At 59.0% G+C, this 25,172-nt stretch carries 22 protein-coding genes and 1 pseudogene; 5 read left to right on the top strand and 18 right to left on the bottom strand.

The genetic code is table 11. The annotated features are described in order from the left end of the window. Nucleotides 1-140: 140 nt before the first annotated feature. Complete coding sequence (locus X743_RS1000000173480) at nucleotides 141-302, top strand: hypothetical protein (RefSeq protein ID WP_245264260.1); 162 nt, start codon at nucleotides 141-143, stop codon at nucleotides 300-302. A 542-nt stretch (nucleotides 303-844) separates the two neighbouring features. Here the strand turns inward: X743_RS1000000173480 and X743_RS1000000173475 are convergent. The 9 genes and pseudogenes from X743_RS1000000173475 to X743_RS149725 all read right to left on the bottom strand — a co-directional run. Then, a pseudogene (locus X743_RS1000000173475) lies at nucleotides 845-1,106 on the bottom strand (hypothetical protein); the annotation flags it as partial. 30 nt (nucleotides 1,107-1,136) lie between these two features. Further along, a complete protein-coding gene (locus X743_RS149690; protein ID WP_023766917.1) occupies nucleotides 1,137-2,087 on the bottom strand; it encodes a LysR family transcriptional regulator in 951 nt (316 codons plus the stop codon). A gap of 66 nt (nucleotides 2,088-2,153) precedes the next feature. Then, nucleotides 2,154-2,942, bottom strand: coding sequence for an ABC transporter permease (locus tag X743_RS149695; RefSeq protein WP_023736275.1), 789 nt, complete (start codon nucleotides 2,940-2,942; stop codon nucleotides 2,154-2,156). 3 nt (nucleotides 2,943-2,945) lie between these two features. Next, a complete protein-coding gene (gene nodI, locus X743_RS149700) occupies nucleotides 2,946-3,857 on the bottom strand; it encodes a nodulation factor ABC transporter ATP-binding protein NodI (protein ID WP_023766916.1) in 912 nt (303 codons plus the stop codon). Between the two features lie 4 nt (nucleotides 3,858-3,861). Next, nucleotides 3,862-4,146 carry a carbamoyltransferase N-terminal domain-containing protein gene (locus X743_RS149705; protein ID WP_023766915.1) on the bottom strand — a complete coding sequence of 95 codons (285 nt, stop codon included), beginning with the start codon at nucleotides 4,144-4,146 and terminating at the stop codon, nucleotides 3,862-3,864. 35 nt (nucleotides 4,147-4,181) lie between these two features. Beyond that, complete coding sequence (nodS, locus tag X743_RS149710; RefSeq protein WP_023736278.1) at nucleotides 4,182-4,790, bottom strand: nodulation methyltransferase NodS; 609 nt, start codon at nucleotides 4,788-4,790, stop codon at nucleotides 4,182-4,184. A gap of 35 nt (nucleotides 4,791-4,825) precedes the next feature. Further along, on the bottom strand, nucleotides 4,826-6,184 hold the full coding sequence (gene nodC, locus X743_RS149715) for a chitooligosaccharide synthase NodC (protein WP_023766913.1): 1,359 nt from the start codon (nucleotides 6,182-6,184) through the stop codon (nucleotides 4,826-4,828). 14 nt (nucleotides 6,185-6,198) lie between these two features. Then, complete coding sequence (gene nodB, locus X743_RS149720; RefSeq protein ID WP_023766912.1) at nucleotides 6,199-6,858, bottom strand: chitooligosaccharide deacetylase NodB; 660 nt, start codon at nucleotides 6,856-6,858, stop codon at nucleotides 6,199-6,201. Next, the gene (locus X743_RS149725; RefSeq protein ID WP_023736281.1) at nucleotides 6,855-7,448 is read right to left on the bottom strand and encodes a NodA family N-acyltransferase; all 594 of its coding nucleotides are present in this window, start codon (nucleotides 7,446-7,448) and stop codon (nucleotides 6,855-6,857) included. The genes nodB and X743_RS149725 overlap by 4 nt, the downstream gene beginning before the upstream one ends. 238 nt (nucleotides 7,449-7,686) lie before the next feature. On the opposite strand from X743_RS149725, the gene X743_RS149730 reads away from it, so the two are divergent. After that, entirely contained in the window at nucleotides 7,687-8,712 is a 1,026-nt protein-coding gene (locus X743_RS149730; protein ID WP_023736282.1) for a LysR family transcriptional regulator, read from the top strand. 490 nt (nucleotides 8,713-9,202) lie between these two features. Here X743_RS149730 and X743_RS149735 read toward each other — a convergent pair whose 3' ends face one another. Together X743_RS149735 and X743_RS149740 are read right to left on the bottom strand one after the other, a co-directional pair. Beyond that, on the bottom strand, nucleotides 9,203-10,234 hold the full coding sequence (locus X743_RS149735) for a LacI family DNA-binding transcriptional regulator (RefSeq protein ID WP_023736284.1): 1,032 nt from the start codon (nucleotides 10,232-10,234) through the stop codon (nucleotides 9,203-9,205). Nucleotides 10,235-10,539: 305 nt separating this feature from the next. Beyond that, nucleotides 10,540-11,868 carry a dicarboxylate/amino acid:cation symporter gene (locus X743_RS149740; RefSeq protein WP_032923201.1) on the bottom strand — a complete coding sequence of 443 codons (1,329 nt, stop codon included), beginning with the start codon at nucleotides 11,866-11,868 and terminating at the stop codon, nucleotides 10,540-10,542. Between the two features lie 1,282 nt (nucleotides 11,869-13,150). Between X743_RS149740 and nifA the strand changes: the two genes are divergently transcribed. The 3 genes from nifA (at nucleotide 13,151) to X743_RS149755 (ending at nucleotide 17,406) form a co-directional block, all read left to right on the top strand. Further along, nucleotides 13,151-14,917, top strand: coding sequence for a nif-specific transcriptional activator NifA (gene nifA / locus X743_RS149745; RefSeq protein ID WP_084555562.1), 1,767 nt, complete (start codon nucleotides 13,151-13,153; stop codon nucleotides 14,915-14,917). Between the two features lie 218 nt (nucleotides 14,918-15,135). After that, nucleotides 15,136-16,275, top strand: coding sequence for a histidinol-phosphate transaminase (gene hisC / locus X743_RS149750; protein ID WP_031257920.1), 1,140 nt, complete (start codon nucleotides 15,136-15,138; stop codon nucleotides 16,273-16,275). A 90-nt stretch (nucleotides 16,276-16,365) separates the two neighbouring features. Further along, the gene (locus tag X743_RS149755) at nucleotides 16,366-17,406 is read left to right on the top strand and encodes an LLM class flavin-dependent oxidoreductase (RefSeq protein ID WP_023766908.1); all 1,041 of its coding nucleotides are present in this window, start codon (nucleotides 16,366-16,368) and stop codon (nucleotides 17,404-17,406) included. A 595-nt stretch (nucleotides 17,407-18,001) separates the two neighbouring features. Here the strand turns inward: X743_RS149755 and X743_RS149760 are convergent. The 7 genes from X743_RS149760 to nifB form a co-directional block, all read right to left on the bottom strand. After that, complete coding sequence (locus X743_RS149760; protein WP_023736290.1) at nucleotides 18,002-19,894, bottom strand: ABC transporter ATP-binding protein; 1,893 nt, start codon at nucleotides 19,892-19,894, stop codon at nucleotides 18,002-18,004. A 22-nt stretch (nucleotides 19,895-19,916) separates the two neighbouring features. Then, on the bottom strand, nucleotides 19,917-21,761 hold the full coding sequence (locus X743_RS149765; RefSeq protein ID WP_031257919.1) for an ABC transporter ATP-binding protein: 1,845 nt from the start codon (nucleotides 21,759-21,761) through the stop codon (nucleotides 19,917-19,919). Nucleotides 21,762-21,846: 85 nt separating this feature from the next. Then, nucleotides 21,847-22,740: an SIR2 family protein gene (locus X743_RS149770; RefSeq protein ID WP_023778141.1), complete on the bottom strand. Its 894-nt coding sequence runs from the start codon at nucleotides 22,738-22,740 to the stop codon at nucleotides 21,847-21,849. 33 nt (nucleotides 22,741-22,773) lie between these two features. Beyond that, on the bottom strand, nucleotides 22,774-22,986 hold the full coding sequence (gene nifT / locus X743_RS149775; RefSeq protein ID WP_023678250.1) for a putative nitrogen fixation protein NifT: 213 nt from the start codon (nucleotides 22,984-22,986) through the stop codon (nucleotides 22,774-22,776). Beyond that, nucleotides 22,983-23,303, bottom strand: coding sequence for a nitrogen fixation protein NifZ (locus tag X743_RS149780; protein WP_023760366.1), 321 nt, complete (start codon nucleotides 23,301-23,303; stop codon nucleotides 22,983-22,985). The genes nifT and X743_RS149780 overlap by 4 nt, the downstream gene beginning before the upstream one ends. A 96-nt stretch (nucleotides 23,304-23,399) precedes the next feature. Continuing rightward, nucleotides 23,400-23,594, bottom strand: a complete 195-nt coding sequence (locus X743_RS149785; protein ID WP_023672218.1) for a 4Fe-4S dicluster domain-containing protein — start codon at nucleotides 23,592-23,594, stop codon at nucleotides 23,400-23,402. 31 nt (nucleotides 23,595-23,625) lie between these two features. Next, a complete protein-coding gene (gene nifB / locus X743_RS149790; RefSeq protein WP_023766905.1) occupies nucleotides 23,626-25,104 on the bottom strand; it encodes a nitrogenase cofactor biosynthesis protein NifB in 1,479 nt (492 codons plus the stop codon). Nucleotides 25,105-25,172: the final 68 nt, after the last annotated feature.

The raw sequence follows: 25,172 nt of genomic DNA, 5'->3' as shown, positions 1-25,172 counted from the left end.
TGTGACCAAGCTGGATTTGGTCGATGTCCTTCGGGGTGATCCGTACTTCCAGCGCAAGATCGTCGCCTTTCGGCACGATTAGCATGATCGGATCGGCGGGCGTAATCACTCCGCCGACCGTATGAACTGCGAGTTGTTGAATGGTGCCTGACTGCGGCGCGACGATATCGATCCGTCGCAGTTCCTGTTCAGCCGCCACCTTGCGCTCACCATACTCCCCGACCTGCGCCTCGCTGGACGAGGACAAGTTCCGCTGGCCGCGGGTGGAGAACGGCGTGATCCGGCTTGCCGCGCCCAACTGATGGCGCTCGTCGAAGGCATGGACTGGCGCGCTTAAGCCGAACGGAGACGGCGTCCGACGTCGGCCGGATAGGCCGTGGCGAAGTGACTCAGGGCCAAAAGGCGGGCTTCTGGCCGTGCAAAATAAGCTTTTGTCGGCGTCATGTAGAGAAGCGCTTTGGCCCGTCTCCACGAAATCGTTCCGCTCAAGGCGATATTCGTCCCCATGGCGGCGGAGAAGGCCGAACTGCAACAACTCCGGAGCGAACACTCAAGGCCGAGATCGTCCGGATGGCGACACTCAACGAGCGTGCCCAGGAGAGGCTCGCCGACCTTCAGGGATCGTCAAGCAGCTGGAGCGCGGCGCTTCGGTCGCAGCTCCGAGAAGCTCGAACGTGCCCAGCAGGCCTTCGCCTTCGAATCCAGACCGGGCTCGGCGCGATTGAGTCCGAACTCGAGGCCGCAAGGCCGCAAGACCGACAGGCGAGCCGCGACGTGCTGCGCGACCGCGCAAGGCGTTCCCGGTGCATCTGGAGCGGGTCGAGATCGTCATCCGGCTCGACCCATGGGGGAAGAAGCGCTCCCGCAGCCAATCGTCCAGTCCGTCAAACGCCGTCGGCCGCACGGGCTTGCGAAACGGAACAGTCCCGCCCTCGCTTAGATGCCGATGCACGGTGTTGCGCGCGCCCCCGAATTCCTTCGCCCGTCGGTTCCCCGCCAACCTCATGCCGCCGCAGCATCGCTGCCACCTCTTCAGGCTGAAGGATCTGCTCTCCCTGCATCGTTCTCGACAATGCAGGAATCGCCCAATCCCAATCGCCATCCATGCCTCCTCTCATAACCCAGGGGTCAGTTTCTCAATTCGGCCGACAACTGAGACGTCCGGTGCTATTAGGCAGGGCAATCATACGAGATGCCTCCTGCAACATCATTTCCCGCATCCATAGGCTTGCCGGATCATTATTGTGAAGCGCAGGCCATTGGACGGCCTCCGTGAATGCGGCAGGAAGTGGCGGCGGAAGTTCGACAATCCGCAAGGGTGTTAATTTCGCGAAATGCTGCGCCAGCCGCAACGGCATAGTCCCGATGCGGCTGGTGCCTGATAGAAGGGGCGGGATCATGCTAAAGCCGTGTACGACGACCTCGATACGTCTCTCGAAACCGTTCTCGAGCAAATACCATTCCTCGATGGAGGGCTGCCGGGTGTCCCCGAATTTAAGCACAACCTGCCCCATCGACAAGTATCGGTCGAATGTAAGTGGCTCTGACAGCTGCTTGTTCGTGCCGCAGCCTACGCATACGAGCATATCTTCGAACAGGGCTGCGCGAGGATGTTTCGACATGAACACTTCCGGCATAATCAGAAAATCAACGTCGCCGCGCCGGAGAAGCTCCTCGGGGTCGTCGGAAATAGGCAGACATTCGAAGCGGACGGCGGGAGCTTCCCGCGCAGCACGCTTTACGATCTTCTTAAAAAATACGAGTGTGAGGTAATCGGAAAGGATGATGCGGAAGCGACGATCCGATCCGACCGGGTTAAAGGGGTCCCAGGAAATAATCGACAGCTGGATGTGCAGCAATGCCTCCCGGACTGCTGTGGCGAGCCCCTCCGCGCGCGGTGTCAAAATGAGTTCGCGGCCGTTCATCGTAAATAGCTCATCGCTGAAATAGGCGCGTAACCGACCGACGGCGGCGCTCATGGCCGGCTGACTCAGGTTAATACTGCGGGCTGCGGCGGTGACTTTACGCTCCCTGATCAAAGCGTCCAGCACAACGAGGAGATTTAGATCGAGTCCCTTAAAACGCATGCATTGACCTATCCGACACGTGGATGGGTATCGCCCAAACAATCAATTTCACGAATGGTGAGAGCGTCAACGCATCAGCCGACGACGAAACAGAGCAACCGATAGGAAGAACGGCAAAACCGTGTATATGCAAAGCGCGCCGATATGCAGGCCCATGCTGCCGGCGGGACGGCCAAGCATCGCCGGACGAATGAGGTCAATTGCATGTGCGAGCGGCAACAAGGAGGCGACGTCCTGAAAAGCGCCGGGCAATTGGTTGACCGGAAACATCGCGCCGCAAAGGAACAGCATGGGCGTTATAACAAGCGTATTATAAAATATGAAATATTCATAACTGGGCGCAAGCGCCGTGACGACCATCGCTAGACTCGCGAAGGCGAGGCCACTGAGAGCGATGACTGGCAGCAAGCAGAGGATGGATGGCCACGATGCGTAGCCTAGCGTGGTCGCAACAATAGTGATTGCTGTGCCCGCCATCAGGGCCTTGGTGGCTGCCCACGCCAATTCGCCGAGTAAGATATCGCCGAGCGTCAGCTGAGTGCATAGCATTCCTTCCCAGGTGCGCTGGTCGCCCATGCGGCCGAAACTCCCGTAAACCGTTTCAGCAGTCGCCGATGCCATCGCGCTTGTGGCAACCATGCCAGCCGCGAGAAACGCAATGTACGAAGTGCCCTCAACAGGACCTATCATTGTTCCGATTCCAAAGCCGAGACCGAACAGATAGATCATCGGATCGGCGAGGTTGCCGAGCACCGATGCAAGCCCGATTTTCTTCCATCCAAGATAGTTGCGGCGCCAAACCGCGACCCAATTCCACGCATTGGCGGGCATGCCCGCCGCATAACGTTCGCCCATTGTTCAGTCCTCCATCTCGCGCCCGGTTAGCCGCAAAAACACATCCTCGAGATTGGGAGGACGCTGCAGAAGGCGTAGACCCGCGCGCCCGCGTAGCTGCGCCAGCACCTGCTCCGGATCGGGTGCATAGCAAAAAAGCGTCTCACCGCTCACCTCAATGCGCTGTGCGTACGGCCGGATCAGCGCACCCAGTTCATGCGGATTGCCGCCGTAGACCTCGACCACGTCACAGCCGATCTGCTCGTCAATGAGTGCGGACGGGCGGCCTTCGGCGATCTTGCGCCCCTCCTCCATAACGCACAGCCGATCGCACAGCCGCTCGGCCTCTTCCATGAAATGGGTAGTCAAAAGAATAGTCTTGCCCCGCGCCAGCAGCGATCGCAGCCGTTCCCAGATCAGGTGGCGGGCCTGCGGATCGAGGCCGGTGGTCGGCTCGTCCATCACCAGCAAGTGCGGGTCATTGATCAGCGCACGCGCGAGCGTCAGGCGCCGCTTCATGCCGCCGGACAGTTCGGCGACGCGCGCATCCGCTTTGTTCTCGAGGCGGGCGAACTCAAGCAGCGATGGTATGACCGCATCGATCTGGCGTCTGCTCATCCGGAAGTAGCGCCCGAACACCAACAGGTTCTCGCGTACAGTGAACGTGGTATCAAGATTGTCGAACTGCGGGACCACGCCGATGCGCATACGTGCCAAACGCGCGCGCGCCGGCACTGGAACGCCGAGCACAGTAATCTTCCCCGCATCGGGCGATGTCATGCCGAGGACCATACGCGCAATCGTGCTTTTGCCGGCGCCGTTCGGTCCCAAGAGCCCGAAGCATTCCCCCGCCGCAACGCGGAACGACAGTCTGTCGACAACGAGCTTGTCATAAGTTTTGCTTACGTCAGTAAGATCGATCGCTACCATGGACATGGGTTCATTTTACCGAGAGGGACGCCAAGACTGGCGGTTGCTTGGTTGCCTGCCGGACCTGAAACTGTGACTCGTCTTCGCCATCCCAGCCGTCGATAACGAACTGATCGACATCACAAGGATTTAGCCCCTGTTCCGGTAAAGCGGCGACAATTGCGTATAAATTATCGATGGCTTGGTAACGCGGATCGTTGTGCCGCTTTTCCTGGTCAACGCAGAAGACGAGCCGTCCATCCTCGACCAGGGCGATCGCCCCATCATGGGTCAGCTTGATACCAAAGATGCGCATAGTGTCTCCAGGTTAACGGCGATAGATTCGATTCATCAGGAAGCGGAAAGCGGGTTTCGGAAACGGACGAGCAAGCAGTCTTCGTTGACCGACTCGCCCCGACACTCAAGACGCTCTACCTCGATCAACGTTTCGTTCAGCATGGCGATGACCGGCTCAGCACCAGCGGCGTGACCCCAGCGACGGCAATTAGCATCCCTTGCCGATCCGAAGATCAGATGCCCGCCAGGCGCAAGCACCCGCACCAGGTTTTTGACGGCCTCGCGCATCTCGGCTATGTCTTCGAGATAGTAGAGGACCTCCGCCACAACGATCAGGTCAAACAACTCGTCGGTCGAAAACTGTTGAACATCGGAGACTATCCAGTTGATGCGCGACGGCTCGTTTATCCGTTGACGTGCTCGAGCAATCGCTTGCGCCACGACATCGATGACGGTGAGCCCTTGGCAGTAGGGGGCTAGTTTTTCCGTGAATGCGCCGGCAGCGCACCCGACTTCGAGGGCATTTGAAATGGAGCCTTGGGCAAGCGCCAGCTGGAGCATTTGCGTGTGGCGCTTCCGCTCGAACGGATTGCCGTCGAGAAGCCACGGATCGTCTGCGGCCAATTCCCGATCAAGCAACTGATGATTCACGTTCTGGGTCAAACTCGTGCACCTCTCGTCCACTAGGTAATTAGCGATCACTCGTCGCCGCAAATGTTGCCCGACAGCACTAATTCCGAAGAATCCCGCGCAAGATTGAGCCTGCGAAGCGGAGCCGCATGCGGCGAGAATTCTGCCCTGCTGGAACCAGTGATCGGAGTTTGGGTGGGGGCCTGTTTTCCCCCAGTGTTCGATGTAGCGACAGCAGAGCCTCGCGACAGCCAATCGCTATTGCTCAATGTACACAGCGCGTAGGCTTTCAACGGAAGCAAGAGAAAGATGTTGATGAACGTGTGCAGCGAAAAGCCCAGAAATCGAAACTGTCGGGCACGAAATGCTACCACGCTGCATCGGAGCAGGGTCATGGACACAATCATCAGTCCTGTCCACCAAGGCACAGAGCCTGTCAGTGCGAAATGTGCGAGGCCCGTTAATACCGATATGGCGAGGAGTAGCGCGCCGAGATTCTGTCCGACCACGTCCAACGTGAGATAGCTATTCAGGCTGGGCAGCAAGCGCAGCCCAAGCAGCGTGTCCCGGAATGTGCTTCGTGCCCAACGGAGTTGTTGGCGCAGATACGGTCCTAGTCTGTTCGGGACGACTGTGGCCGCGATGGCGCTCGGAACGTACTCGGTTCGAAAGCCTGCTTTCAGCATCAGGATAGTAAGATGGCGATCCTCACCGAAGTCGCTTGGCTTGCCCCGAAAAAACTGCGACTCGTACTGGTCCAGTAACAAAAGGAGCGCAGACCGGCGGTACATGGCACATGGGCCGCAACAGCACATAACGGCACCGAAGCGAGCCTGCGCCGCGCGCTCCTCGTTGCAAGCCAGCCAGTACTCCATGTCTATCAGCCTGGTCAGCCAGCTCTCGGTCCGGTTACTGGCCGTCAACTGACCCATGACTGCGCCGACCGCTGAATCTCGCATCTTCGGTACAAGCTTGGCAATGACGTCGGACGCGAGTAACGTGTCTGAATCAACGTTAAGCACCAGATCCCCTGATGAGCGGCGTATCGCGGCGATCTGCGCCTTGCGCTTTCCAACATTCTCGGGAAGCAAAATGATGTCGAACCTAGGGTCGCGCGCGTAGGTTTCGTGGACAGTTCCTAAGGCTTCGCGATTTCCAGAACCGTCATCAACCACATAGACCCGAAGTCTTCCGGCGTATTCTTGGTCGGCAATGGAAGCCAGGCACTCTGAAAGCGTGCGCGGATCCTCGTTGAAGCAGGGGACGATGACATCCACGCTGGGCAGTTGATCGGAGCCGACGAGAACCTGCAACGCCGATGGGTCGTTTGTCGGCAGAGCATAAAGCCCCTGCATGCTCTTATAAGCAGTCGAGAGCAGCGCATAAAGCGATATGGCCACAGTGCTGGTTGTACCAAGAAGAGTCATGGGATCTCGTTTGTTTAGTGATGTTGAGGAAGTGAGCGGATTACAAATCCGCGCTCACGCAATGCTGGAATCAGCCGGGACAGCGCCGTGACCGTCTGGTCGCGCAGACCGGCGTGAGCGCCCCGGCCCAACTCGCCGGGAGGGCATCCGTCGTGCAAGAGTACGATTGCGCCCGGCCGGACAGAGGCGAGCACTTTATCGATAATCGCGTCGACCCCAGGGCGAGACCAATCTCGAGGGTCGACGGACCAATGGAGGGCCGCCAGCCCGGCGATCTGTGACGCTGTGAAGACTTCTTCACTCCAGGCGCCGTAGGGCGCGCGAACATAGCGCACCGAGGCCTGCGGGCACGCTCTCATGATGGCGTCGTTCGCTTCAAAGACCTCACGTTGCACTTCGCCGAAACCGCATTGGTACAGATCCGGATGAGACATCGTGTGGTTGCCTACCTCGTGCCCTTCTGCGATCATCCGTTGGATTAGATCTGGGTGCTCTAAGGCGTAGGCGCCGATGACGAAGAAAGTCGCCGGCACCCGCTGCTCTGCCAGCACATCGAGAATCTCCGGTGTGAAAAGTCGATTGGGACCGTCGTCAAACGTCAGATAAACGCTGCGACGGCCGGTGCCGTCAGAGCACTCACGGCGCACTTCGTACAAGCAATCGGGACGGCTCATAGCTCTGGTCCGTTCCGATCTATCATCGTGCCCGTGGGCCATTCGCTGATCGGCCGTCCAACCGGCAGAACAATGGTGAGTGCGTCATCGATGCGTGTGGGCGGCAGGTCGAGGCGGGCCTCTGGTCGGGTGGAGCGCACGCGAATTCCCGACAAAACGGCCAAAGGCCTGTATCGCCGCCCGAACCTCTCAACATGATTCCGCAGCGCGTCCCGGACCGTTCCGAAAGCGAATGGAACGCCAAGCTCCTGCAGTATTGGAAGCATGACATGGATTGAATGGGCGATTCCGAGACCCTCAAGGTCCGGGCGTACCCCGTACAGGCCCAGCTCAGCCACCAACAGGTCGACCGCGTCAACCTTGATGAAACGGCGCAGTATGCCCATGTGAGCCGCTACACCACTTGAATCATAGGCGATCACGCGGAGTTCAGGCCTGGCTCCGGCCCAGCTTCGACTACCTTCGAACGGTTCTGCGTTGGACGCCCCAGTCGGCCCGTACGTATCACGAAAGAACTCGGCGAGCTCAACGTGATCGGAGAGCTGCAATTCGTTTTCCCAGCACAACTTCCACTGCACCTGATGGCGCATTCAGGACCTCTCTTCATATTAGTTTTTTGCGGCCGCATTACCCGATTAAAGCGGCGCTGTTGGCTGCATTCAGCCGTTGTCGTTGGCGAAGGTGAGCCAGACGCTCTCTCGAAGTTCCGGCCCGTGTCGTCGATTTGAGCTTGACGTCGCTCATTAACGTTCCTCTAATGCATGGCTCGTAAATTCGTAAAATTGATTGTTTGAATGATACGCATCCACGCGTTGGATAGAACATGACATGCGTTTCAAGGGACTCGATCTAAATCTCCTCGTTGTGCTGGACGCTCTGATGAGGGAGCGTAAAGTCACTGCCGCGGCTCGCAGTATCAACCTGAGCCAGCCGGCCATGAGCGCCGCCGTTGCTCGGTTACGCGCCTACTTCAACGATGAGCTATTTACGATGAACGGCCGCGAGCTCATTTTGACACCGCGCGCCGACGGGCTCGCCACAGCAGTCCGGGAGGCATTGCTGCACATCCAGCTATCGATTATTTCCTCCGACGCTTTCAACCCAGCGCAATCGGATCGTCTCTTCCGAATGATGCTTTCCGATTACATCACGCTCGTATTTTTTAAGAAGATCGTAGAGCGTGCTGCGCGGGAAGCTCCCGCCGTTCGCTTTGAATGTCTGCCTATTTGCGACGACCCCGAGGAGCTTCTCCGGCGCGGCGACCTTGATTTTCTGATTATGCCGGAAGTGTTCATGTCGAAACATCCTCGAGCAGTCCTGTTCGAAGATATGCTCGTATGCGTAGGCTGCGGCACGAACAAGCAGCTGTCAGAGCCACTTACATTCGAGCGATACTTGTCCATGGGGCATGTCGTGCTCAAATTCAGGCACACCCGGCAGCCCACCATGGAGGAATGGTATTTGCTCGAGCACGGTTTCGAGAGACGTGTCGAGGTCGTCGTACAGGGCTTTAGCCTGATCGCGCCCGTCCTGTCAGGCAGCAACCGCATCGGGACCATGCCCTTACGGCTGGCGCAGCATTTCGCAAAAACAACACCCCTGCGGATTGTCCAACTTCCGCCGCCACTTCCTCCTCCCGCATTCACGGAGGCCGTCCAATGGCCTGAGCTTCACAATACTGATCCGGCAAGCATGTGGATGCGGGAAATGATGTTGCAGGAGGCATCTAGCCTGGCGCCTTTGCCTGAAATCAATGAGCGTCTCGGGCACGCCGATCCGACCTTGCGGTTGTTGGTACCGACTGCCACCTCGATTTCGCGTGCGAAGTCCCGGAAGATGTTAAGCCCCACTTAAACACCGGGCCTTTGCCCAGCAGAGCGGCGCAGTTGATTGTCAAGTACGAGGGCCAGGAACGAGCAGAACACACGCCCGGGGTTGCTACTGAATTGACTGCCGCCTCCGATTTTGCTTGCGGAGTCCCAGAAGATGCTCAGCCCCACTTAAATGCCAACGTCGCAGGCCTTGCCGCGGCTTTTCACGCGCGGCCAGGCGAGGAGATGGCGGTCCACGTGGTCGATCATCTGTGCCAGCCTCGCTCGGCTACTGGCGTCGACGACAGTCCCCTGCACCGAGAAAGTCGGGCAGGTCGAGCTTGACGCTGCGGACCCAGGCAATTGACCCCGCGCTTCTGCCTGAACGCGTGGCCGATCCGTTCATCTAATCGGCGCTACATTCTGCCCGGCTGAGGTCCGTGGGTGCGGCCACCCCGCGGGGATGGGATCATCATTCAACTTTCTCTCGTTTATGATAGGAAACTCCCCGCTCATGATAGAGTCCATGAGTTTCATATATTTTCCGGCAGATGGATGTCGAACGGGAGAAATGTCTGTCCGGGTGTTTCAGCGGTGCCGGTCTCGATAGCCCGCGTCATCAGCGTTATCAGCTCCCGGCAAAGTCGGCGCATTGGCGTGGCGACCGCCATCGTGACGATATTATCTGCGAGCGCCGCCCGAGACTCCGGCGTGATTTCATTCACGATCGCGACGAGATCGCGACTTTTGCCCTCTTCTCGGAGCGCGGAGATGGCGCCCTCCATGCCGCCGCCGGCGACATAGAAGCCGACGAGCTCGGGCTCTCGCTGCATGAGATCAAGCGTTGCCTCGTAGGTGATCTGCCGTTTCTCGAGGTTCATGACAGGATCCAGCACCTCGAACGTGGGCGCGTTCTCACGGCAATAGGAGCGAAAGCCGACGTCACGGAGCTCGTGCCCCTGGAAACGATGGCTGCCGACAAAAACCGCCACTTTGCCGGGCCGTTTTGCGACCTTCGACACCATCCAAGCGGCCGTGCGCCCCACCTTGCGGTTGTTAAGGCCGATATACCCCTGTCGTACGCCGGCGGCGAAGTCGGAAAGCAGCGAGAAAACCGGAATGCCTTTGGCCTTGAGGTCCTCAACCGCTGCTGTAATTTTCGGGTGGTCCGGTGCCACCATCGCGATCGCATGGCAGCGTGCGCCCAAATCCTTGAGCCGTGCGATCAGGTCGCTCGGCATATGTGACGGGGCGAATTCGACGAGCGGAATGCCGTGGAAGGACTGGGCCAAATTGACCGATGCTTCGACCTCGCGCGCAAAATCTTGGTAGAAATGCTGGGCCGGTTTTCTCAAGATGAAGCCCAGACGGTAGTGCGGTAGGTCTCGCCGCAAGCGCTGCTTGATTAGCCCGGCAGCATGATAGCCGATCGCGTGGGCGGCGTCGTGGACCCGCCGCGCGGTCTCCTCGCGCACCGGATGGCGGGCGTTCAGAACCCGATCGATCGTTGCTACGCTGACTCGGGCTTCGCGGGCGAGATCGGCAATTGTGGGGCGCTTGGTCATAGGTCCCTATTCTGATCGGTTTTTGACGCGGGCCGGCTCTCTGTCGCCTAACGCGTTTCGGTTTCGGGTGGCAAAGTGAAAACGTCCCATACGAATGGCCAACAGCGTGTTGGACGAACATCATTCCAGACGTAAACCGGCCGGGTATACTGAAAGGCTCATTCGCTTAAAGGGCGGTGACGGTTTGCACTCACACATTTAGCGCTTCGGCTACATGGTCCGTGAGGAGCCGTTTAGAGGCTGCGGGTCGGTCGTTCAGTTCATGTGACCAGCTAGGCGACTTAACAGGTCGTGGGCCGCCCACCTTACTTGGAGGAGGGTAGCCGGTTTGATGCCTCGGCAAGCTGATGACCGCAGAAGGCGGCTTTCATCTGTGCTCGGTCCAATTCTCCTTCCCAGCGGGCGACGACGAGGGATGCCACTGCGTTGCCGACGCAATTCGTCAGCGCCCGGCATTCGGACATGAAGCGGTCGATGCCGAGTATCAGTGCCATCCCAGCAACGGGAACACTCGGAACTACGGCGAGCGTAGCCGCCAGGGTGATGAAGCCCGCGCCTGTGACACCTGCAGCGCCCTTGGAGGAAAGCATTGCTACGAGCAGCAGCAGCACCTGATCGCCGATGGACAGATCCGTGTTCGTCGCCTGCGCGATGAAGAGGGCCGCCAGCGTCATGTAGATATTCGTGCCGTCCAGATTGAATGAGTATCCGGCCGGGATGACGAGACCCACAACCGAACGCCTGGCGCCTGCCTTCTCCATTTTCTGCATCAGCGAAGGGAGCGCCGCCTCCGAGGAGGACGTTGCGAGGACAAGCAGCAGCTCTTCCTTGATGTAGCGAATGAGAGAACAGATCGAGAAGCCGTTGTAGCGACAGACCGCGCCGAGAACCCCGAACACGAAGAGGAAGGCGGTGAAATAGAACGTCGCGACCAGCATCGCGAGGTTGACCACCGAACCGATGCCATATCTGCCGATGGTGAAGGCCATTGCGCCAAAAGCGCCGATCGGCGCGGCCTTCATCAGAATTCCAACGAGCTTGAAGACAGGCGCGATGAGCGCCTGAAGGAAGCAAACGACAGGCTTGCCCGGCTCGCCGGCCATCGCAAGCGCCATGCCGAACAGAACCGAGAAGAACAGCACCTGCAGGATGTCGCCTTCCGCGAAGGCACCGACGATCGTTGGCGGGATGATGTTCATCAGGAAGCCGGTGACCGACTGCTCGCTAGCTTTTGCGGCATAGGTATTCACGGCCTGGACATCGAGCGAGGCCGGATCAATGTTGAGGCCGGCGCCAGGCTGGACGACATTGGCGACGATGAGGCCGACGATCAGCGCGAGTGTCGAGAAGGTGAGGAAATAGACCATCGCTTTACCGGCGACCCGGCCGACCTTATGAAGATCGTTCATGCCGGCAATGCCGGTGGCAATTGTCAGGAAGATGACAGGCGCGATAATCATCTTGACCAGCTTGATGAAGGCATCACCCAGCGGCTTCAGGCTCTCGCCGGTCTCCGGATAAAAATAGCCAATTGCGACGCCGAGCGCGATGGCGGCAAGCACCTGGGCGTAGAGCTTGGTGTAGAAGGGTTTGCGGGGCGCGGGACTCGCGCCGCGGACTTGTGCAGCTGACACTGGTTCTCTCTCCCTGACCGGATCGAGGTGGCGTGACTTCTCCCGGGCTTCTCCCTATCGCGGCGCTCCGGTCGAACGCTGCACCAACGCCGCCGCAATACCCATGCCAGATGAATCCGCATGACCTGAACTGAGGTGGGCTCGCCAATGATGGAGGAATGATGCGGTGTCAGACCAGCGGGATAGGCCGCGGTCCGGCACGCCCTTGATGTCTCTGGCAGAGTGCTGCCGGTCGATCCCTCTGGCTAGCGGTTTGCTGCACAGAGCGTGGTGGGTTCCTCGTTTTAGCCGGCTTTGGACCGGGCCGCATCGCTGGCGCCAGCGCGTACCAAATAGGTCGCCTGTTCATAAGCCCGTCCAGATGACAGGCTAACTTACCCCTGTTCGGAAGCGCTGTGACAGGCGAGTTCCTCTCGCCGGAACGCCTGCGCCACATGACGAAATCCGTTGGTCTAGAGGAGGCCGAGAGCTTCGCTTTCCCTGACTAGCCGTGGCACCCATGATGGAATGAATGCGCTGGCACAAGGCGGGAACGACGAGGGTCCAGCACGACCCGTTGATGTTCACTGACAGAGTGCTGCCGGTCGATCCCTCTGGCTCGCGGTTCATCGGTGGCATCAGAGCCGAGAATGGCTGTGCTCTTTGCAGCGCTCCCGCTGCATGAAAGCCACGTCGAGACGTAGAGATTGACGCCGTTGGCGCTGACCACGACGATGCGATCTGGAAATTGCGAGCACCGCCTACCAAGCCGTACTCGACGCCAGCTTCGCGCCTTCACACGCGAAACCGCCGCCGCATGGTCAACTCGAGCAAAATGGCGGTTGCCGCAAACGACCAGTGCCGTTGGCGGTTATTATCACTTCCGCCCCTCCTTCGCGGGCGCTGGTGAATGGCACGGCCCGGCTTTTACACTCGGCGCGGTCAGCCGCTCGGGCACCGCATCGCCGGCGCAAGTATTTCCATCGTTCAACGGCAAAAACAGAATTGATGAATTCTATCATATGCCGCGAGGTTTCCTTTCACGAATGAAAGAAAGCTCGATTGACTATCCCGCCTCGCTCCAGTCTGTTGAAAACAACGTGTGGTTGCCTTGGTGCAAGCCGAGACCATGGCCAAGCTTCGTGGAGGGGAGAGCCAAGCGATGCATCAGGGTTCGATCCGCTCTGCACTCGACCAAACGGCGGCGGCACGAGTTCACGTCGGAGTATTTTCGCGCTTGCTCGCGACGTCGCGGGCGCACATGCCGCCGGCCTACGTTTGATGGCGCGAGATCGAGGATCACATGCACCACAACATTCGCAAATCAGAACAAAATGCCAGCGAGTGCGGCATATCGCTGCCGGATGCGATAAGGGGTTGTCCAACGTCCGAGACGAATCCTGCGAATGGGGTATTGCACGAGCGCGCCCTCACCGGAATCTTCGAAATATCGAAAATACTCACCGGTCCCGCCCGGCTCGAACTCACGTTGGCCAAGGTCGTTGATCTCCTGCACTCATTAGTGCAGATGCGGCACGGCATCATCACTCTCTGCGATGCCGAGGCCGGACTGGACATCACCGTGGCCAGCGACTGCGACACGAACAGCAATGAGCCCTCCCGGTCGCGCGTGCCGCGCAACGCCATCGATCAGATTGTGACGACGGACACGCCGCTCATCGCCGAGGACATAGCGATGCATCCGGCCTTCACTGCCGCTGACATCGAGGTGCTTGGGGCCTCCGACACCGTGTCCTTCATCGGCGTTCCCATTCGTGTTGATGGGAACGCCGTAGGCGCGCTGACTGTGGACAGGGCTTTGGAAAGCAGGTCGAGCTATCGGCTCGATTACGATGTCCGACTGCTCACCATGATTGCCAACATGGTGGGACAGACAGTCAAGTTGCACCGCTTCTGCGCGGGGGACCGCGAGCGACCGCCGGAGTTGGAAGATCGGCTGCAGACGAAATTTTCAGATGTTAAGCACCCTGCACCCCGGCGCAAAAAAGTTCATGTCGAGGGGATGATTGGTGACAGTCCGGCGATAAGCGCGCTGCTGGAGAAGATCGCGATCGTAGCCAAGGCAAAAACCACGGTTCTGTTGCGAGGCGAGTCCGGTACCGGGAAGGAGCTGGCTGCCAAGGCAATTCACGAGTTATCGCCGCGCGCCAAGCGGCCCTTCGTTAAACTCAATTGTGCAGCGCTCCCAGAGACAGTCCTGGAATCCGAATTGTTCGGTCATGAGAAGGGTGCCTTCACAAGCGCATTCAACTCCCGCAAGGGGCGCTTTGAGCTCGCTGACAAGGGGACGTTGTTTCTGGATGAGATTGGCGAGATCTCGGCCTCGTTCCAGGCAAAGCTACTGCGCGTGCTGCAGGAGCAGGAGTTTGAGCGCGTCGGCAGCAATCAGACCATTAAGGTCGATGTTCGCGTGATTGCCGCCACGAACAGGAACCTGGAAGAGGCGGTTGCAAGGAATGAGTTCCGCGCCGACCTATACTACCGCATCAACGTGGTTCCCTTGCTGGTACCAGCATTGCGCCAGAGGCGCAGCGATATTCCGCTGCTCGCAGCTGAGTTTCTCAAGAAGTTCAACGACGAGAACGGCTGTACGCTTACCTTCGATCCGTGTGCGATTGAAGTGCTGATGAAATGTGAGTTTCCCGGCAACATTCGCGAGCTTGAAAATTGCGTGCACCGGACAGCGATCCTGGCCGAGGGACTATCAATCGGGAGAAACGACTTTTCCTGCTCCCAAGGCCAATGCTTTGCCGAGGCGCTGTGGAAGTGCAGATCGGGCAAGGCCGCGCTGCAACCAGCGCCGATCCTGCCGGAGTCAGTGAATCCGGCCACGCCGCCGGATGCGGCAGCCTCTTCGGCCGCGACCACAGTCCCGCGTGCCGGCGCAACACACCCAATTGGTGCGAGGACCCCCGACATAGAGCGCGTCATTGCTGCCATGGAAAGATGTGGCTGGGTGCAGGCAAAGGCAGCGCGCCTCCTTGGACTGACCCCGCGCCAGATTGGCTACGTGCTGAGGAAATACGGCGTCGAGATCAAGCGTATCTGAAACCGAGCAGATGAGCTGAGCTGCTTAGCGCCTTGCGGCAGCGATGCAGGTCCGCGTCCGCTTCCACTCGATTCATCGAGGACAGCCTGGCCGAATTCCCGTGTCTGCGTTGCGACCATCGTGTGAGAGGCAACGCTTCCATCGTCAATCCTGTCCGCCATGTTGCTCTCGTTGCGAGCTCATACGGATGCCCCTGGTGAATGAAACGGAGTTAAAATATGTCCGATGCAAAACTGCAAACTGTGCTTTCGGCTCTTCCGCCAGTGACGCGACAGTTAGATGCTCTGCCGTCCAACGGACCGGCGCCGGACGGAAATTTTGTCAAGCTGAATACGAATGAAAACCCGTTTCCGTTGCCGCCAATCATAATGCAAAGTGCAGTGGCGGCTCTCAAGTGCCAGTATCTATATCCGGATGACGATAACATCAGCTTGAGGGAAGCGGCGTCCAGCACCTATGGCGTTTCCAGGGATCAGGTCATCGCAGGCAACGGGTCGTCTGAACTGCTCGGACTCATCTACAGAGCTTTCCTCGCGCCTGGCGATAAGGTTGCGATGATGTCGCCAGGGTTTTCGTTCAACCGCAAACTTGCCATGATTCAGGGCGCCGAGTTTCTCGAAATCGGATGTCAAGCTCATTCCCTGCCAATGGAGCAATTGCTTTCCGGTCCGGCAAAAGACGCCAAGTTCATTATGTTGGCCAATCCAAACAATCCGACCGGAACATTCCTCCCGATAAGCGATATCGAACGCCTCGTAGCACAATCGGACCGCTTGGTTGTCCTTGATGAAGCCTACGTCGACTTTGCACCCGATCATGGCCTGCGCCTCATCAACCGGTATCCGAACGTTCTGATCTTGAGGTCATTCTCGAAAAGCTATGCCGCCGCCGGCATTCGCGTCGGTTTCGGTTTCGGTCACCCTGAAATTATTGGCAGGCTGCGAAACATCCAGAACGTCTTCAACATGAACGTCATCGGGCATGCCGTTGGTATCAGCGTGCTTGCGCATCGCGGCGCCTACGCAGAGAACCACAAGCACATCAAGGATGAACGAGAGCGAGTGACAGTCGCGCTGTCGCAACTCGGATTTTCCGTAACGCCCTCCCGCGCAAATTTCTTGCTGGCCCGTGTGCCCGCGGGACAGGACGGCTCATGGTGGCAAGCAGCATTGGAAAGGCAAAAGATACTTGTCGCGTTTTTTCCGGACAAAGGCTTGGAACACTGCATCCGCGTCAGCATCGGCACAAAAGAGCAGATGGATGCATTTCTTGCTGCCGCTGGCGACATTGCTGGAAGCTTAATGGTGCCAAGCTCCAAGGGCAGGGAAGCGTCAGGCTCTGCTTCTTCGTTACGCTGACGCAAATCGGCGATCACACACATCTCTTCCGACTTGCTTGGTCATCCCAGCAAGAGAACAGCGTGCCTTTTAAAATCGGGGACTTATCGAGTGACAAACGTCTTTCCTTCAAACCTAGCGTTCGGCATCTTCGATCATCTGGACGAGGATGGCCGCGACATCGGTCGGCAATACGAAGATCGCCTGATATTAGCAGAGGCGTGCGATCAGCTAGGGTTCTATGCCTATCATCTCGCAGAACATCACTGTACTCCCCATGGGAGAGGTCCATCGCCGAATCTGTTCTTATCGAGCGTCGCCCAGCGCACCCGGCGCTTGCGTCTCGGACCCTTGGTGATGCTGCTTGCGCTTTATCATCCGCTGCGTGCGTTCGAAGAGATCTGTATGCTGGACCAGTTGAGCGGTGGCAGGCTCGAACTGGGCATAGGGCGCGGTGCTCTCCCGATCGAATTGGGCTACTTCGGGATTGGTGCGGACGCGGTGCCGGGCCGTTATGCCGAAGCCAGCGAAATTCTCATGGAAATACTTGTTAATCCGATGAAGGTCGGCACGCTATGCTATCAAGGCCGCCATTTTGATCTCAATGACGTTCCTTTGACGCTAAGACCTCATCAGCGTCCACATCCGCCGACATGGGTTGCTGCCAATCGACCCGAGTCCGCAGCTTGGGCGGCTGCGAATGGAACCAATATCGCGTGTGTAGGACCTTCCTCTTCTGTTCGCAAAACTACTGATGCGTTCCGCGCCTATCGAGAGGACAACGCTGGCGCGGGGGATCAGGAGCAATTTATCGGATTGCTCCGCATGGTCGTGGTTGGGCGTTGTGACACACATGCCTATTCGCTCGCGGCACCTGCTTACGAACGCTGGCTCAAGAGCTTCCAATTCCTTTACGAGCTTAACGCTATCCCCACTCCACCAAACCTGCCGCTGACCTTCGATGCGGCAGTCGAGAGTGAATTGTGCGTGGTAGGATCAGCAGAATCTGTGCGAAAAGCTCTGTTAGGTCAGTTGGAAGTGGCAGGTGCCAACTACCTGCTTTGTCAACTGGCATTTGGAAATCTGCCGCTAGATGCTTCCCTGTACACCGCGACGACCATTCAATCCGAAATCATGGCTCGATTTGGCTGACCATGAAATTCGCGGTCTGAGGTTGAATCGTTGTACAGCGCTCCCTCACATCCACGTGCTCGAGCGTGCACGTGATGGGGACGGGCAATCGGGAGGGAGGCCAAACTGACGACGAGCCGGCGGCACAGAATACCAGCTTTGTGCGTTGGCTGGCGTCCGGGCCATCGTGTGAACCTGCATGATCCTAAGGAGATGATGGCCGAGCGCGTCACGATGCAGGCACGCGTCTGCTCGTCGCGCTCGCGCTACCCGTTGCCCATAGCCCGCCGCAGAGGTTCTTCTCGCCCGGGGCGGCGTCGGTGCGGCGCCTCCAGCTTCATCAGCGGCCCGGCGGTAGCAAAGCCGCCACTCGCTACGGCGCTGTTGAGGGCGCGCTCGCGAGCGGCTTTGCTACGCCCAGCCACCAACGGGAGCGAGCTCGCCCGATGATGGGGTGCACCGCGGTCGGGATATGATGCTGAAGGAAATCGTTCGCAGCCGGTCTTCTGCGAGGAGTGCTTGTCCTTGAATGCTGCCTGCTGGCCGTCTGCGGTGGCCTGAGTGGTCCGCCGACACGCCCGAAAGTCAACGCCACTACCACAAGGCCGCCAAAAACTCAGGTCTGGGAGCCAGCTTGGACGGTGGTCTCGTGTTCGGGGATGTCGTCGAAGGAGGCGTAGTTGAGATAGTAGAGTTTGGAATACAGGCCGCCCATAGCTATTAGCTCATCGTGGTTGCCAGTCGCAACAACTTGGCCATTCTGAAGCACGATGATGCGGTCGGCCCCCCGGATCGTGGCGAGACGGTGGGCGATGACGAGGCCAGTCCGCCCTTCAAGCAGCTTGATCAGAGCCTTCTGAATCTGCAATTCCGTATAGCTGTCGATGTTGGCGGTCGCTTCGTCGAGCACGAGGATCTTGGCGTCAGCGACGAGGGCGCGGGCGAAACTGATAAGCTGGCGCTGGCCGAGAGATAAGTTGTCGCCGCGTTCGCCAAGTTGGGTCTCATACCCGTCGGCGAGGCTCATGACGAAGTCATGCGCGCCGACCGCCTTCGCCGCCTCGATCACCTTGTCGCGCGTGGCTTCCGTCTTCTGGTATCGAATGTTCTCGAAGACCGTCCCGGTGAACAGGAATGGCTCCTGCAGCACCATGGCGACCTGGCGGCCGAGCGATTCCTGGGTGAGGTCGCGCACATCATGCCCGCCGACCAGCACCTGACCCTGCTGAACATCATAGAAGCGGTGGACCAGGGCCATCGCACTCGATTTGCCAGAACCGCTCGGTCCGACCAGTGCGACCGTCTCGCCGGGATTGACCCTGAAGGAGACATTTTTCAGAACCGAACGGTTCGGATCGTAGCCGAATGTGACGTCCCTAAACTCGACCGAGCCGTCCATTTCGGGCGAAAGTACCTCGGCATTGGGTTTGTCCTGAACATCGATCTTGACATCGAGCACATCGGTCAGGCGCTTGCCTGAGGCCATGGCGCGCTGCATGATCGAATATTGCAAGGTGAGTGAGCGGATCGGGTCAAAGAAGCGCTGGATGTAAAACAGGTAGGCTACCAACACGCCCACATCTATACGGCTATTCACGACCATCGAGCCGCCGACCACAATAACGGCGGCCAAGGCGAGGCCCGTGAGGCCATCGACGATAGGCACCATGACCAGTGCATATCTGGCAGCGATCAGTTGGGTCCTGAGGTTGGCATGGGCCCGGTCGTCGAAAAGAATGAAATTCACCTGCTGGCGATCCATCGACTGTATGGTCCGCACGCCGTGAATGGCTTCGGCCAGCGCGCCATTGACGACTGAATTGGTTTCGTGTGCAGCCATGAAGGCGTCGCGGGCACGCGGCAGCCAGACAATGCGGACGATCACCAGGATCGGCAGAACCGACAGCGTCAGGAGGCCGAGGCGAAAGTCGAGCCACAGCATTACGAAAACGATGCCGAAGAGAAGCGCAACATCGCCTAGGGAATATACCGAGGTTTCCAGGAACTCCTGTATGGAGTTAACGTCGCCTTGCAGGCGCGACATCAGACGTCCGACCTCAGTCTTGTCCATGAACGAGAGCGAAACCTTTTGCAGATGGCCAAACATGGCGCGGCGGATGTCGAACAGGACAGTTTCGGCAATTTTCCCATCCAAGGTTTCCTGCATGTAACCGGCGGCGAAATTGACCAAAATCGCCGAAAGGAACGCGCCGACGGCCGCAAGCTGGGCTGAGCGATCGCTCGCTGCCGGGTTCATGCCCTGGTCGATCGCGTAGCGGATGATCAAGGGGATGAGAAGCTGCGTCCCGGTGAAGATCAACATCGCGACAATCGTGACAACTACCTTTGCCCGATAGGGATGGACGAAGCCCCAGATCCGGCGGAGGATGCTCTTGTCGAAAGCCCGGCCGAACATCTCCTCCTCGATCCGGTGCGAGCCGACGACCGCGCGCGGAGGGCGTCTGCCGTCGTCACGTTCGGCTTCGAGTTCGCCGGGGCCCTGGTCCATCAGCGGGCGCCCCCATACTGGGTCATATGCTATCACCTGGGCGCGTCTGGAGATCGTAAAGGGCCCTGTAGCGTCCCCGCTTCGCCAGAAGCTCTTCATGCGTGCCGCGTTCTACGATTTCGCCGTTATCGACAAAAAGGATCTGATCGGCATGCATAAGCGCACTCAGCCGGTGCGCGATGATGATCGTCACCCGATCCTTGGCGAAGCGCCGCGTCGCCGCGCGAATGCGCTGCTCGGTGCCGGCATCGATCGCGGCCATCGAGTCGTCGAAAACGACGACAGAGGGGCGCAGCATCATGGTGCGAGCAATCGTGAGACGCTGGCGCTGGCCGCCAGAGAGAGAGACGCCGCGTTCGCCCACGACCGTCTCATACCCTGCTGGGAGCCCTAGAATGTAGTTGTGGAGCTGGGCGAATTCGCCAGCGCGTTCAATTCGCTGTCTCTTCGCCCAGGGGTCGCCATAAGCGATGTTGTTCTCAATCGTGGTGGTGAACAGGAACGCATCCTGCTGTACAACGGCAACCGCCTTGCGAAGGCTCTCGAGGGTGACATTGCGTATGTCCTGGCCGTCCAACGTGATGGCGCCACCGGTCACGTCGTAAAAGCGGGGGATCAGATGAGCCATCGTCGATTTGCCGGAACCCTGCGGACCGACGATCGCGATCGTCTCGCCTCTCCGGGCCTCAAAGCTGAGGTTCTTCAGAATGGCGCGGTTTTCGACATTGGGGTACGCAAATGAGACATTGTGGAAGCGCAGAGTGCCGTCGCTTATCTCAAGCGGTCTGGCCTCGAGAGCATCCCTGATCGTGATCTCCTGATCGAGGAGACCGAAAAGCCGCGAACCGCAGCTGGAAGCGCGGGCAAAGGCATTGACCATGAGGCCGATCTGGCGGACTGGCATTTGCAGGATGGTCATGAAGGTCAGGAAGGTCGCCATCGTTCCGACGCTGATCTCGCCAGCGATGAGCTTGTTGCCACCGATCCAAAGCACCAATCCCATTGCGAAAAAGAAGGACAAGGTCATCGCCGACGTGCTGGGTACGTAGATGTCAACGAGATCGTTGGCGAGGCCGAGCGCGTTCTTGGAAGCGCGGTCGAACTTCAGCATCTCATAGGATTGAGCCGCAAAAGCGCGGACCACGCGGATGCCTGCGAGATTTTCCTTCATCACGCGGCTTAGTACCGAAAGGCGCTCATAGAGGTCGAGCCAGGTGGCGCGCAGCCTAAGCTGTGTGGTCGATGAGCGCCAGGCGACAAAAGGCACGAAGCTCAGCGCGACCAGGCCGAGCATGGGATCGGTCGAGATCATCATGTAGGCGCCGATCCCGATCAGCATGGTGAGCAGGACCACGCGAACGAGCGCGGTGGAAAAATACATCCGTACGCCTTGGAGATCGAGCATTCCGATGGTGATCAGATCGCCTGAATGGACCCGGTCGTGAAAGGAAAAGCTGAGACGCTGGATCTTGTCGTAGTAGGCGAGCCGCAGTTCGTACGCGACATGATGCCCGACGGCTTCGGCAAAATAGTTCTGCGCCATCGTGAAAAGGCCGCGTAGCGCGCTGACGGCGAGCAGCAGGAGAGCCGGGGTCCAGAGCGCTTGTCCTGCCGCGCTCCCGGCGACACCGCCCCCGATGGCTGTCTGGGCCTGGTCGACAGCCCGGCCGAGAAGCTGGGGAATGAGCAACTGGAGGATTGCCGCCATGATCGTCGAGCCCATAGCGAGGGCGACCTGCCAGGGATGCCGAAAATTCATACGCGTTATGCGCAACAGCGTACTCAAATCCCGGCCCCAGCGCGCCGCTTCAACATGGGTCAACGGATTCAGAGCGTTCGTTGCGCTGCCGACAGCATCACTGTTCACGGGTGTATTCCCGACTGCATTTTGCGCCTTCGTGGAAAGCCGAAGGACGCATCATCAAAGGCATCCGCCATTGTTAATCCCGTCCTCAACCTGCAGCCGTGCCCGTTCCCAGAAGCCGAGCCGCCGCTTCACCTACTGGCATGTCGATCACAGTGATTCCGCTCGCCGCAAGGAAACGCGCTTCGTTTCTGGTCAGGGTTTCCGCGTCCATTACAGTGCAATAGGGACCGCGGGAGCGCTTCATGATCTGTCTGGCGTAGGTGCGCAGCATCTGATCGTTGAAGCGGCAGCCAACGAAGAAAAATCCACGGGTGATGCGCCGTTCCTTCACCACGTCAGGGATCGGTGTCTGGATATCAATTTCGGTCAGGACCTCGACATAGTCGGAATCTGCGACGAGAAAGTTTTGCGCGGGCCTACTACTCCCGTGAGGTGCATAGAGGACCGTCTTTGCCCCCGATCGGGCGTCGAGCTCCCTCCCGGACAAATCGTAGGTTTTTGTCCAAATGTTGCCGATTTCGTTCGCCCGCGTGACGCCTTGTATCTCAACGACGTCCGTTCGGCCGGTCTCCACGAGAGCCGTGCGCATCGCGCTGTCATACCAGCTGTCGATGATGAGGGAGAGCGGCAGCCTTGCGAGCCAGGCGTGGAGGAGGGTTGGCCTCACCGGCGCTGCGAATATCTCGGTCATCCAAGCTTGAAGCGTCCGGCGATGCCGGCGCTGTTCGATGAACTGCGCAACCGACCACATATTGGTGCGGATCCTGGAAGGGGCGGGCGCCCGTGCATTGAGTGCCGCGGCAACGACCTCCGGAGTATGCGGCACAGGCGGTTCCGCACAGTTCAACCCAAGAAGACCCGGACCGAGATAGGGGATCACCTCATCGGCGGCGAGCGCTTCCTTCGCCAAGTCAAGCAGCTTATCGGCAAAACTGTCCCGCACTATGACGAGGTGGTCCGATGTCAGGATCGTATTCATGCTCGTTTCCTCGCGACGCACCTAGGGGCAGCATCAGTCCTCTTCGGAAACCTTCCTTGCCTCGACAGTGATCGGCAGACGCGTATCCCGTGGAAGATCGGGTAGGAGGAGCCGCCACCCGTTCCTGAGCGTGACCGTTCCGCCCCACAACTCTTCCTTCTCGAGCTTGATGATCGGCTCTTCGAGGTCTTTTTTGGGGACATACGCCGACAAGCCAGCATCGGTCCTGCGGATCATGACTTTCATCTGGCCGTCCCTTCATTGGAATTGCTTTCAGCACTGCAGGACGCCTCGGCTTTGTCGAGGCTCATCAGTTCACGCGCTCGCATGCCGACGACGGTGCCACGGTCGATCCACTCGACCGCATAGATGAAGAACTGCTGGAGAAAGGTGCCGATGTCGCGCACATATCCCTCGTCTCCCTTGCGCACGAGATTTTCCCCGATCTCCCTGCCGGGATATGTGCCGTCATTCTTTATGTGGCGAGTGGCACGTACCCGCTCTCCCGGCATGAATCGTGGAGGCCTGCGGATTTCGATCTCCTCTTCGCGTCCGAGCGACATGTCCGTTCCCTGATTTCTCTTGCGGCTGCAGGTTGTGAACAAGGCGTTCCAGGCGTCCTGCGTAGGCAGCCCCAACCATGTCGGCAGCCCATGGGGTCACGCAGGAACGCAGGTCTTCGGCACCGGGCATACCGAGGCACATTGCTGCGCATCGAAGACCCCCTCGCATTCGGTGCACTTCTGTGACTCGATCACGTAGCTCTCGCCTTTGAACTTGATCGCGCCGGAAGGACATTCGAATTCGCAGGCGCCGCATTGGGTGCATTGGGATGCGATGATCTTGAAAGCCATTTTAACTCCTGGTCCGAATGGATGATACAGCTCAGGCCGTCGCCGCGAGTGCGGGGGCCCCTGACGCGGCGGTGTAAATCGCGCTGATTGCCGTCTCGATATAATCATGGGCGCAAGCGTCGGTGGCTCTGATTCCAGCCTCCGCGAGCTGATCCTGCGGGCAATTTCCAATCCTGGCGCACAGCACGATATCTATTCCTTGAAGGGCTGCGATGACGCCATCGAGGGTGGCCTCTGCGCTCCAGCCGCCGAGACAATACTGCTCGACCTTGCGATGCCCGACAAAGCTGATCCCTCTCGGCGAGGCTTCGTAAACCTGGAATTCCTTCGCATGGCCGAAATGTTCGTTGACGCGGCCGCCGCCCTTGGTCGCCACCGCGAAGAGGACGGATTTGCCGGGCCTCGCTGCCTTGACCAATCCGATCGCTTCACTTCTGGCCGCCACGTGATCACGGCGCTCCTGCGCGACCAGCTCCCGATAGGCGTTACGCTTGCTGGCATCGTAGGTGACCTCGCCGGGAATCCGGTCGGCCGTGAATTCCTGGCCACGATCCTCGCCAAGCATGCCGACGGCATCTGCCCGGCACTGCCGGCAGTGGCGCATCAACTGGGCGCCGCCTTCGAGACGATCCTGAAGAGCCTTCAGCTCCTTTGCGTTTGGGCCGCGCTGCCCACTCAGTCCGTAGTGCGTGCCGTGCGCCGGGTCCGAAATCAGCGGCATGAGGTTGTGCAGGAACGCGCCTCGCTCCTTGACCCATCTATTCACCTCGATCAGATGCTCATCGTTCACGCCAGGAATCATCACCGAATTGATTTTGGTGAGGATGCCGCGCGCGGTCAGCATCTCCAGGCCCAACATCTGCCGCTCGTGCAGGATCCGGGCGGCTTCGATGCCGACGTAGCGGCGATGGTCGTAAAAGATCCAAGGATAGATCTTTGCACCGACCTCAGGGTCGACCATGTTGATGGTGATCGTCACGTGATCGACATTCATGTCAGCAAGCTCATCGACATGGTCCGGTAGCGCGAGCCCATTCGTGGAGATGCAAAACTTGATGTCTGGGATTTCCCTGGCGACCCTGGCGAAGGTCGCCTTCGTCTTCTTCCAGTCGTAGCAGGCGTCGCCCGGTCCGGCGATGCCGAGCACGGAAAGCTGCGGCACCTCGCTGGCGACCGCGATCGCCTTGCGTAGCGCCTGGTCGGGCGTCAGCTTTTCAGAGGCCACCCCAGGCCGGCTTTCGTTGGCGCAGTCATATTTGCGATTGCAGTAGTTGCACTGGATGTTGCAGCCCGGCGCGACCGCAACGTGCATGCGCGCGAAATAGTGATGCGCCTCTTCTGAAAAGCAGGGGTGATCCTTGATCTTCTCCCAGACAGCCGGATCCGTGTCGTCGGGCTTTGTCGACGAGCCGCAGGACGAAGACGCGCAGCCACCGGGTTTCATGGTGCCAAGCAACTGGTCACCGAATGTCGTGCTGAGGCTCTCAAGCGAAATTGCCGGTGCAGACATGAACGGCTCCGTTGCTGCGTGATGTCGCAGTTCAAAGCGCAAGAGCTATGCCAGCTCAAAGAGCTGTT

Origin of the sequence: Mesorhizobium sp. LNHC232B00 (assembly GCF_000502435.1) — a bacterium.
GTDB classification, from domain to species: domain Bacteria; phylum Pseudomonadota; class Alphaproteobacteria; order Rhizobiales; family Rhizobiaceae; genus Mesorhizobium; species Mesorhizobium opportunistum.
This window is presented reverse-complemented; position numbering and strand designations above follow the sequence as displayed.

Excerpts from the sequence above, each read along its gene's own strand:
- X743_RS1000000173480 (WP_245264260.1), top strand. The coding sequence starts at position 141 with ATGGTGCCTGACTGCGGCGCGACGATATCGATCCGTCGCAGTTCCTGT.
- X743_RS149690 (WP_023766917.1), bottom strand. The coding sequence starts at position 2,087 with ATGCGTTTTAAGGGACTCGATCTAAATCTCCTCGTTGTGCTGGACGCT.
- X743_RS149695 (WP_023736275.1), bottom strand. The coding sequence starts at position 2,942 with ATGGGCGAACGTTATGCGGCGGGCATGCCCGCCAATGCGTGGAATTGG.
- nodI (WP_023766916.1), bottom strand. The coding sequence starts at position 3,857 with ATGTCCATGGTAGCGATCGATCTTACTGACGTAAGCAAAACTTATGAC.
- X743_RS149705 (WP_023766915.1), bottom strand. The coding sequence starts at position 4,146 with ATGCGCATCTTTGGTATCAAGCTGACCCATGATGGGGCGATCGCCCTG.
- nodC (WP_023766913.1), bottom strand. The coding sequence starts at position 6,184 with ATGACTCTTCTTGGTACAACCAGCACTGTGGCCATATCGCTTTATGCG.
- nodB (WP_023766912.1), bottom strand. The coding sequence starts at position 6,858 with ATGAGCCGTCCCGATTGCTTGTACGAAGTGCGCCGTGAGTGCTCTGAC.
- X743_RS149725 (WP_023736281.1), bottom strand. The coding sequence starts at position 7,448 with ATGCGCCATCAGGTGCAGTGGAAGTTGTGCTGGGAAAACGAATTGCAG.
- X743_RS149730 (WP_023736282.1), top strand. The coding sequence starts at position 7,687 with ATGCGTTTCAAGGGACTCGATCTAAATCTCCTCGTTGTGCTGGACGCT.
- X743_RS149735 (WP_023736284.1), bottom strand. The coding sequence starts at position 10,234 with ATGACCAAGCGCCCCACAATTGCCGATCTCGCCCGCGAAGCCCGAGTC.
- nifA (WP_084555562.1), top strand. The coding sequence starts at position 13,151 with ATGCACCACAACATTCGCAAATCAGAACAAAATGCCAGCGAGTGCGGC.
- hisC (WP_031257920.1), top strand. The coding sequence starts at position 15,136 with ATGTCCGATGCAAAACTGCAAACTGTGCTTTCGGCTCTTCCGCCAGTG.
- X743_RS149760 (WP_023736290.1), bottom strand. The coding sequence starts at position 19,894 with ATGGACCAGGGCCCCGGCGAACTCGAAGCCGAACGTGACGACGGCAGA.
- X743_RS149770 (WP_023778141.1), bottom strand. The coding sequence starts at position 22,740 with ATGAATACGATCCTGACATCGGACCACCTCGTCATAGTGCGGGACAGT.
- nifT (WP_023678250.1), bottom strand. The coding sequence starts at position 22,986 with ATGAAAGTCATGATCCGCAGGACCGATGCTGGCTTGTCGGCGTATGTC.
- X743_RS149780 (WP_023760366.1), bottom strand. The coding sequence starts at position 23,303 with ATGTCGCTCGGACGCGAAGAGGAGATCGAAATCCGCAGGCCTCCACGA.
- X743_RS149785 (WP_023672218.1), bottom strand. The coding sequence starts at position 23,594 with ATGGCTTTCAAGATCATCGCATCCCAATGCACCCAATGCGGCGCCTGC.
- nifB (WP_023766905.1), bottom strand. The coding sequence starts at position 25,104 with ATGTCTGCACCGGCAATTTCGCTTGAGAGCCTCAGCACGACATTCGGT.